This is a genomic window from Mycobacterium sp. SP-6446 (assembly GCF_001954045.1).
Classification (GTDB): Bacteria; Actinomycetota; Actinomycetes; order Mycobacteriales; family Mycobacteriaceae; genus Mycobacterium.
Map to the genome: position 1 here is coordinate 79,165 of NZ_MBEM01000106.1, position 8,307 is coordinate 87,471.

Below are 8,307 nucleotides of genomic sequence, written 5' to 3' on the forward strand. Positions count from 1 at the left end.
GAATGTTCGTCCTTAATTCAGCGGCTGGCTCGGGGCAATCCCAGCGCGACCATCCCGATGATGTCGCGCTGCACTTCGTTGGTACCGCCCCCGAAGGTGAGGATCAGGCACGCCCGGTGCATCCGCTCGACGCGGCCGCGCAACAGCGCACCCGGCGAGTCCGGACGCAGCGTCGCCGCGGTGCCTAGGACCTCCATCAGCAGCCGGTAGGCCTCGGTGGCCAGCTCGGTGCCAAACACCTTGGCCGCCGACGCGTCGGCCGGCCCCAGGTTCTCACTCGCCGCCGACGCCAGCTCCCAGTTGATCAGCTTGAGAACCTCGGCCTTGGCGTGCACGCGGGCAAGGTTGAGCTGCACCCACTCCGCGTCGATGAGCCGGGCCCCGCTGGCGTCCTTGGTGTGCTGCGCCCACTCACGGACCTCGCGCAGGGCCACGATGATGGGCTGCGCCGAGACCAGGGCGACCCGCTCGTGGTTCAGCTGGTTGGTCACCAGCTTCCAGCCGCCGTTCTCCTCGCCGACCAGGTTGGTCACCGGCACTCGGACGTCGGAGTAGTAGGTGGCGCTGGTGTCGGGGCCGGCCATGGTGTGTACCGGCGTCCAGGAGAAGCCGTCCGCGGTCGTCGGGACGATCAGCACCGAAATGCCCCGGTGCTTTTTCGCCTCGGCGTTGGTGCGCACCGCCAACCAGACGTAGTCCGCGTACTGAATCAGGCTGGTCCACATCTTCTGGCCGTTGACCACATAGTCGTCGCCGTCGCGGACCGCGGTGGTGCGCAGGTTGGCCAGGTCGGTGCCGGCGCCCGGCTCGGAGTAACCGATCGAGAAGTGCAGGTCGCCGGCCGCGATCTTGGGCAGGAAGAACTTCTTCTGCTCGTCGGTGCCGAAGGCCATGATCGTCGGCGCCACGCTGTTGATAGTCAGGAACGGCACCGGCGCCCCGGCGATCGCGGCCTCGTCGGTGAAGATCAACGAGTCCATCGGGGACCGGTCCTGGCCGCCGTACTCCTTGGGCCAGTTCAGGGTGAGCCAGCCGTCCTTGCCCATCTGCGCGACCGTCTCCCGGTACACGTTGCCGACGCCGATTTCGCCCTGCGTCGAGCTCAGCGCCTCGCGGCGCTCGGGGGTCATCAGCGTGGTGAAGTACGACCGCAGCTCGCGACGCAGCTCCTCCTGTTCAGGGGTGTAACTGATGCGCATTCCAGCCGTCCTTTGTTCAACATGACCGGCCATTCTGGCGGCCGCAGCTCGACCAACGGCTACCCGTTCGTCTTCCCGGTTGTAACACGTTCTAGTCTGGGAATCCAGCGACCGTTTCGCCAGACGCACCGGGGCCCTATGGTGGAGCTACCTACCGATGGGGCGCGTGCTCAGGTTGAAGGCCAGGTTCAAGGAGGGTGCCGTGCGGGTGATCGTCGATCGTGACCGGTGTGAAGGTAACGCGGTGTGCTTGGGAATCGCGCCGGATATCTTCGACCTGGACGATGAGGACTATGCGGTCGTGAAGACCGATCCGATTCCCTCCGACCAAGAACAACTGGCCGAGCAGGCGATCGCCGAATGCCCGCGCGCTGCGTTGCTGCGCGAGGGCTAGGCCGCGACCGGCACCGGTAACCCGAAACTAGAGGTATTCATAAATTGACTAGCAGCACGAACGCGACCGATCTATCCGGAAAGGTCGCGGTGGTGACCGGTGCGGCCGCGGGGCTGGGACGGGCCGAGGCGCTGGGCCTGGCCCGGCTGGGCGCCACCGTCGTCGTCAACGACATCGCCACCGCGCTGGACGCTTCCGACGTCATCGACGAGATCAGCGCCGCCGGCTCCAAAGCCGTCGCCGTTGCCGGCGACATCAGCCAGCGCGCGACCGCCGACGAGCTGGTGGCCACGGCCGACGGCCTGGGCGGCCTGGACATCGTGGTGAACAACGCCGGGATCACCCGCGACCGGATGCTGTTCAACATGTCCGACGAGGAATGGGACCTCGTCATCGCGGTTCATCTGCGCGGCCATTTCCTGCTCACGCGCAACGCGGCCACCTACTGGCGCTCCAAGGCCAAGGACGCGGGCGGATCGGTCTTCGGCCGGATCGTCAACACCGCGTCAGAGGCGGGCCTGGTGGGGCCCGTAGGGCAGGCCAACTACGGGGCCGCCAAGGCGGGCATCATCTCGCTGACCTTGACGGCCGCCCGGGCGCTGGGCCGTTACGGGGTCTGCGCCAACGCGATCTGTCCGCGGGCCCGCACCGCCATGACGGCCGACGTGTTCGGCGACGCACCAGATATAGAGGAAGGCGGCGTCGACCCGCTGTCGCCGGAGCACGTGGTGAACCTGGTCCAGTTCCTGTCATCGCCCGCCGCCGCGGAGGTCAACGGGCAGGTGTTCATCGTTTACGGTCCTCAGGTGACGTTGGTTGCGGCACCGACCGCTGAGCACAGGTTCATCGCCGAGGGAGCGGCCTGGGACCCGGCTGCACTGAGCAATACGTTGCAGGATTACTTTGCTGGACGTGATTCGGAAAAGAATTTTTCCGCGACTGGGCTGATGGAGCAATAGCGATGTAGGGCTAGTCGACGGGGGGGAATCGGCCAGTAGAACATGTGTCAGATTGATAACGGCGCAACGGCCTGACCTGGACAAATTAACGTTTTGGATAGAGAAATGCTGTTCATTGACAGCGTGCACTTTCTCTGAGTTAATATGATCCGGCTCACTCCGAGCCGCTTGTGTCCGAAGGCCGCGCTAAGGCGAAACATAGGCTTCGCCGCGAGCAGCAGAGGGGGGTGCCTGAGTTGAGAGAGCAACTTGCGGTGCCCGCTCGCGCTGTCGGCGGGTTCTTCGAGATGATGATCGATACGGGCCGCGCGGCTTTCCGCCGGCCGTTTCAATTCGGCGAGTTTCTGGACCAGACGTGGATGATCGCCCGCGTCTCACTGGTCCCCACCCTGCTGGTGTCCATCCCCTTCACCGTCCTGGTGGCATTCACCCTCAACATCCTGCTGCGCGAAATCGGTGCGGCCGACTTATCCGGCGCCGGAACGGCATTCGGCACCATCACCCAGCTGGGCCCGGTGGTGACGGTCCTCGTCGTGGCCGGGGCCGGGGCCACCGCGATCTGCGCCGACCTGGGTGCCCGCACCATCCGCGAGGAAATCGACGCGATGCGGGTGCTGGGCATCGACCCGATCCAACGGCTCGTCGTCCCAAGGGTTTTGGCGTCCACCGTGGTCGCGCTGTTGCTCAACGGTCTGGTGTGCGCGATCGGTTTGTCCGGCGGCTATGTGTTCTCCGTCTTCCTTCAGGGCGTCAACCCCGGCGCGTTCATCAACGGGCTGACGGTTCTCACCGGGCTGCGCGAGCTGGTGCTCGCCGAAGTGAAGGCGCTGCTGTTCGGTGTGATGGCCGGCCTCGTCGGGTGTTACCGCGGCCTCACCGTCAAGGGCGGGCCCAAGGGCGTCGGCAATGCCGTCAACGAAACCGTCGTCTACGCGTTCATCTGCCTGTTCGTCATCAACGTGGTCATGACCGCCATCGGCGTGCGGATTACGGCTAAGTGATGAGACGAGTGGGCAACCGATGAGCTACGACATCACTTACCGGTTACGCAATGCGGTGTCGCGGGTGCTCCAAGGGCCGGTTGACGACTTCGGCGAGCAGGCCCTGTTCTTCGGCGAAACCATTCGTTACGTCCCTAACGCGCTCACCCGCTACCGCAAGGAGACGATCCGCAACGTTGCCGAGATGACGATGGGCGCAGGCGCGCTCGTCATGATCGGTGGCACGGTCGGCGTCGCGGCCTTCCTGACGCTGGCCTCCGGTGGGGTCATCGCCGTGCAAGGCTATGCGTCACTGGGCAATATCGGTATCGAGGCGCTGACCGGCTTCCTCTCGGCATTCCTCAACGTCCGCGTGGTCGCCCCGGTGATCGCGGGCATCGCGCTGGCGGCCACCATCGGTGCCGGCGCCACCGCGCAACTGGGTGCCATGCGGGTATCCGAAGAGATCGACGCCGTCGAATGCATGGCGGTGCACTCGGTTTCCTACCTGGTGTCGACACGCTTGATCGCCGGTCTCATCGCGATCGTTCCGCTGTACTCGCTGTCGGTGCTCGCCGCGTTCTTTGCCGCCCGGTTCACCACCGTGTACATCAACGGGCAATCCAAAGGCCTCTACGACCACTACTTCAATACCTTCCTCATCCCGTCGGACCTGTTGTGGTCGTTCCTGCAGGCGATCGTGATGTCCATCGCGGTGATGCTCGTCCATACCTATTACGGCTACAACGCCCATGGCGGACCGGTCGGCGTGGGCATCGCGGTCGGCCAGGCCGTGCGCACCTCGCTGATCGTCGTCGTCGTCATTACTTTGTTCATCTCGCTCGCCGTTTATGGCGCGTCCGGTAACTTCAACCTCTCCGGATAAGAGGACCGCTTAAAAGACATGGCAGAAGGCGAATCGCGACGTAGCACCGTCCGGCTGGCAGCAGCGCTGCTGGCCGGCTTGATAGTGGCGTTCACCGTCGGGACTTACCTCTCCTACACGGCGGCTTTCGCCTCGATCGACACGGTCACCGTCTCGGCGCCGCGGGCCGGACTGGTCATGGACAAGGGCGCCAAGGTCAAATACCGGGGCCTTCAGATCGGCAAGGTCTCCGACATCAGCTACAGCGGCGACCAGGCCCGGCTGACGCTGGCCATCAACAGCGACCAGATGCACTTCATCCCGTCTAACGCGGCGGTACACATCGCGGGCAACACCATCTTCGGGGCCAAGTCGGTGGAATTCATTCCGCCCCAGACGCCCTCGCCGACGACGCTGCGCCCCGACGCGCATGTGGAGGCCTCGGCGGTGTCGCTGGAAGTCAACACCTTGTTCCAGTCGCTGATCAACCTGCTGCACAAGATCGACCCGGTCGAGTTGAACGGGACGCTCAGCGCGCTGGCCGAAGGCTTGCGCGGCCACGGTGACGACTTCGGCTCGCTGCTCTCCGGACTGAATACGCTGGCGCGGCAATCGAACCCGAAGCTGCCCGCCCTGCAAGAGGACTTCCGCAAGACCGGCATCGTCACCAACAACTACGCCGACGCCGCACCCGACCTGAATACCGTGTTCGACAACCTGCCGACGATCAACCGGACGGTCGTCGACAAACAGAAGGACCTCAACGACACGCTGCTGGCAACGATCGGTCTGGCAAACAACGCCTACGATACGTTGGCGCCGGCCGAGCAGAACTTGATCGACGCCATCAACAGGCTGCGGGCCCCGATCAAGGTGGCCCACGACTACTCGCCGGAATTCGGCTGCCTGTTCGCCGGTATCGAGCGCGGTATCAAGGAATTCGCCCCGCTGCTCGGTGTCCGCAAGGCGGGTCTGTTCACGTCCTCGAGCTTCGTGCTGGGCGCGCCCTCGTACACCTATCCGGAGTCGCTGCCGATCGTCAACGCCTCCGGAGGCCCGAACTGCCGCGGTCTGCCCGACATCCCGACCAAGCAGACCGGCGGATCGTTCTACCGCGCGCCTTTCCTGGTCACCGACAACGCCAACGTCCCGTACGAGCCGTTCACCGAACTTCAGTTCGACGCACCCTCGACGCTGCAGTTCTTGTTCCATGGCGCCTTCGCGGAACGGGATGACTTCTGATGGCGGCCACCGCGGGCATGCCGTCGCACCGGTCGATGGTGATCAAGGTCAGCATCTTCGCCGTGGCGATGCTGATCGTGGCCTCGGGTCTGGTGGTGATCTTCGGTGATTTGCGGTTCGGTTCCGAAAACACCTACCACGCAACCTTTATCGACGTGACCAAGCTGAAGGCCGGCCAGAAGGTACGCATCGCCGGCGTGCCAGTCGGCTCGGTGTCCGGCGTAAAGCTCAACCCCGACAACACCATTGACGTGAAATTCGGTGTCGACCAGCGTTACACCCTGTATTCGTCGACGCGTGCGGTGATCCGATACGAAAACCTGGTCGGTGACCGGTTCCTCGAAATCACCTCCGGGCCCGGGGAACTGCGCAAGCTGGCGCCGGGCGGCACGATCAATGCCCAACACACCCAACCCGCGCTGGATCTCGATGCGCTGTTGGGCGGGCTGCGGCCGCTGGTCAAGGGCCTGGACGCCGAGAAGGTCAACACCATCAGCAGCGCGGTCATCCAGTTGCTGCAGGGCCAGGGTGGAGCGTTGTCGAACGTGCTGGCCGATACCAGTGCGTTCTCGACGGCGCTGGGGCAGCGCGACCAACTCATCGGTGACACCATCAACAACCTCAACACGGTGCTGGGAACCGTCGACCAAAAGAGCGCACAGTTCTCCGCCAGCGTCGACCAGCTGCAGCAATTGATCAGCGGACTGGCCAAGAACAAGGACGTGATCGCCGGCGCCATCCCGCCGCTGGCGTCGACCACGACGGATTTGACGGAGCTGCTGAAGAATTCGCGCCGGCCCCTGCAGGGCATCCTGGAAAATACCCGGCCGCTCGCGACCGAGCTCGACAACCGAAAGGCCGAGGTAAACAACGACGTTGAGCAGCTGGGCGAGGACTACCTGCGGCTGGCGGCGCTCGGCGCCTACGGGTCGTTCTTCAACATCTACTTCTGCTCGGTCTCGCTCAAGATCAACGGACCGGCGGGCAGTGACATCTTGATAAACATGGGTGGCCAGGTGGATCCCAGCAAGGGGAGGTGCTCGTTTGTCAAGTAGTGGAAAGCGCGACCGCGACCCGCTGCGCACCGGCATCTTCGGCGTGGTGCTGGTGGTCTGCGTCGTGTTGCTCGCCTTCGGCTACGCCGGGCTGCCGTTTTGGCCGCAGGGCAAGACGTACGACGCCTACTTCAGTGACGCCGGCGGCATCTCGCCCGGCAACGCCGTATACGTCTCGGGCTTGAAGGTCGGCAAAGTGCAGTCCGTCGGCCTGGCCGGGGACAGCGCCAAGGTGACCTTCAGCGTCGACCGCCACGTCGCCGTCGGTGACCAGTCACTCGCGGCCATCCGCACCGACACCATCCTCGGCGAGCGCTCCATTTCCGTGACCCCGGCCGGCACCGGTAAGGGCACCACCATTCCGCTGAGCCGGACGACCACCCCCTACACATTGGCCGGCGCGCTCGAGGATCTGGGTCAAAACGCGAACGATCTGAACAAGCCGCGGTTCGAGCAGTCCCTGAACGTGCTCAGCGACACGCTGCGCGACGCCACCCCGCAGCTGCGCGGCGCGCTGGACGGGGTGACGTCGCTGTCCCGTACCCTGAACCGCCGTGACGAAGCGTTGCAGGGACTGCTGGCGCACGCGAAGTCGGTGACGTCGGTGCTGGCGCAGCGCGCCGATCAGGTCAATAGGCTGGTCGACGACGGTAACGAGTTGTTCGCCGCGCTCGACGAGCGGCGCGCCGCGATCGGTCAGCTGATCGCGGGTATCGGCCCGTTGGCACAACAGATTTCCGGTTTCGTCGCCGACAACCGAAAAGAGTTCGGCCCGGCCCTAAGCAAGCTGAACCAGGTGCTCTCCAATCTCAACGAGCGCCGCGACTACATCACCGAGGCCCTCAAACGACTGCCCACCTACGCCACCGAACTGGGTGAGGTGGTCGGCTCCGGGCCCGGGTTCAACGTCAACGTCTACAGCGTGCTCCCCGCGCCGATGATGGCGATGGTGTTCGACTTCTTCTACCAGCCCGGCAAGCTGCCGGCCAGCCTGTCGGACTACCTGCGTGGACTGATTCAAGAACGCTGGGTGATCAGGCCGAAGTCACCATGACCACTCGGATCGCCGGCAGCCGGGGGCTGCGCTACGCCACCGTCATCGCGCTCGTCGCGGTGCTGGTGGGGGGCGTGTATGTCCTTTCGTCGCAAGGCAATAACCGAACGATCGTCGGCTACTTCACCTCTGCCGTCGGTCTCTATCCCGGCGATCAGGTGCGCGTTCTCGGCGTCCCGATCGGCTCGATCGACACGATCGAACCGCGGCCGTCCGACGTGAAGATCACCATGTCGGTGTCCAAGGACGTGAAAATCCCGAAGGACGCCAAGGCCGTCATCATCTCGCCCAACCTGGTGTCGGCGCGGTTCATTCAGCTCGCGCCGGCATACACCGGTGGGGCGGCGCTGCCCGATGGCGGAAGCATCGACCTGAATCACACCGCGGTCCCGGTGGAATGGGACGAGGTGAAACAGGCCCTGACCCAGTTGGCCGTACAGCTCGGTCCCACGGCGGCGTCGGCGCAGGGTCCGTTGGGACGAGCGATCAACCAGGCCGCCGACACGCTCGACGGCAAGGGCGAATCGTTCCACAACGCGCTGCGTGAACTTTCGCAAGC

Annotated in this window: 9 protein-coding genes; 8 read left to right on the forward strand and 1 reads right to left on the reverse strand. The window is 64.6% G+C overall.

Annotated elements, in window-relative coordinates; all coding sequences use genetic code 11:
• Nucleotides 1–17: 17 nt before the first annotated feature.
• Nucleotides 18–1,199 (reverse strand): acyl-CoA dehydrogenase, encoded by a 1,182-nt coding sequence (locus A5736_RS09265; protein ID WP_076245752.1) that lies wholly within the window; start codon nucleotides 1,197–1,199, stop codon nucleotides 18–20.
• A gap of 202 nt (nucleotides 1,200–1,401) precedes the next feature.
• Here A5736_RS09265 and A5736_RS09270 point away from each other — a divergent pair, with 202 nt between their 5' ends.
• From A5736_RS09270 to A5736_RS09305, 8 genes are all read left to right on the forward strand, one after another.
• Nucleotides 1,402–1,593 (forward strand): ferredoxin, encoded by a 192-nt coding sequence (locus A5736_RS09270; protein WP_076122777.1) that lies wholly within the window; start codon nucleotides 1,402–1,404, stop codon nucleotides 1,591–1,593.
• Between the two features lie 44 nt (nucleotides 1,594–1,637).
• Nucleotides 1,638–2,552 (forward strand): 3-oxoacyl-ACP reductase, encoded by a 915-nt coding sequence (locus A5736_RS09275; RefSeq protein WP_076122715.1) that lies wholly within the window; start codon nucleotides 1,638–1,640, stop codon nucleotides 2,550–2,552.
• 236 nt (nucleotides 2,553–2,788) lie between these two features.
• Nucleotides 2,789–3,553 carry an ABC transporter permease gene (locus A5736_RS09280; RefSeq protein ID WP_076064244.1) on the forward strand — a complete coding sequence of 255 codons (765 nt, stop codon included), beginning with the start codon at nucleotides 2,789–2,791 and terminating at the stop codon, nucleotides 3,551–3,553.
• Between the two features lie 19 nt (nucleotides 3,554–3,572).
• Nucleotides 3,573–4,418 (forward strand): ABC transporter permease, encoded by an 846-nt coding sequence (locus A5736_RS09285; RefSeq protein WP_076122714.1) that lies wholly within the window; start codon nucleotides 3,573–3,575, stop codon nucleotides 4,416–4,418.
• Nucleotides 4,419–4,436: 18 nt separating this feature from the next.
• Complete coding sequence (locus A5736_RS09290) at nucleotides 4,437–5,639, forward strand: MCE family protein (RefSeq protein WP_076245754.1); 1,203 nt, start codon at nucleotides 4,437–4,439, stop codon at nucleotides 5,637–5,639.
• Nucleotides 5,639–6,694 carry an MCE family protein gene (locus tag A5736_RS09295; protein WP_076245756.1) on the forward strand — a complete coding sequence of 352 codons (1,056 nt, stop codon included), beginning with the start codon at nucleotides 5,639–5,641 and terminating at the stop codon, nucleotides 6,692–6,694. Before A5736_RS09290 ends, A5736_RS09295 begins: the two co-directional genes overlap by 1 nt.
• Nucleotides 6,684–7,748, forward strand: coding sequence for a virulence factor Mce family protein (locus A5736_RS09300; RefSeq protein WP_076122711.1), 1,065 nt, complete (start codon nucleotides 6,684–6,686; stop codon nucleotides 7,746–7,748). Before A5736_RS09295 ends, A5736_RS09300 begins: the two co-directional genes overlap by 11 nt.
• Nucleotides 7,745–8,307 (forward strand): MCE family protein (locus tag A5736_RS09305; protein ID WP_139333215.1); only part of this gene is annotated, 563 nt, incomplete at its 3' end. The genes A5736_RS09300 and A5736_RS09305, both read left to right, overlap by 4 nt.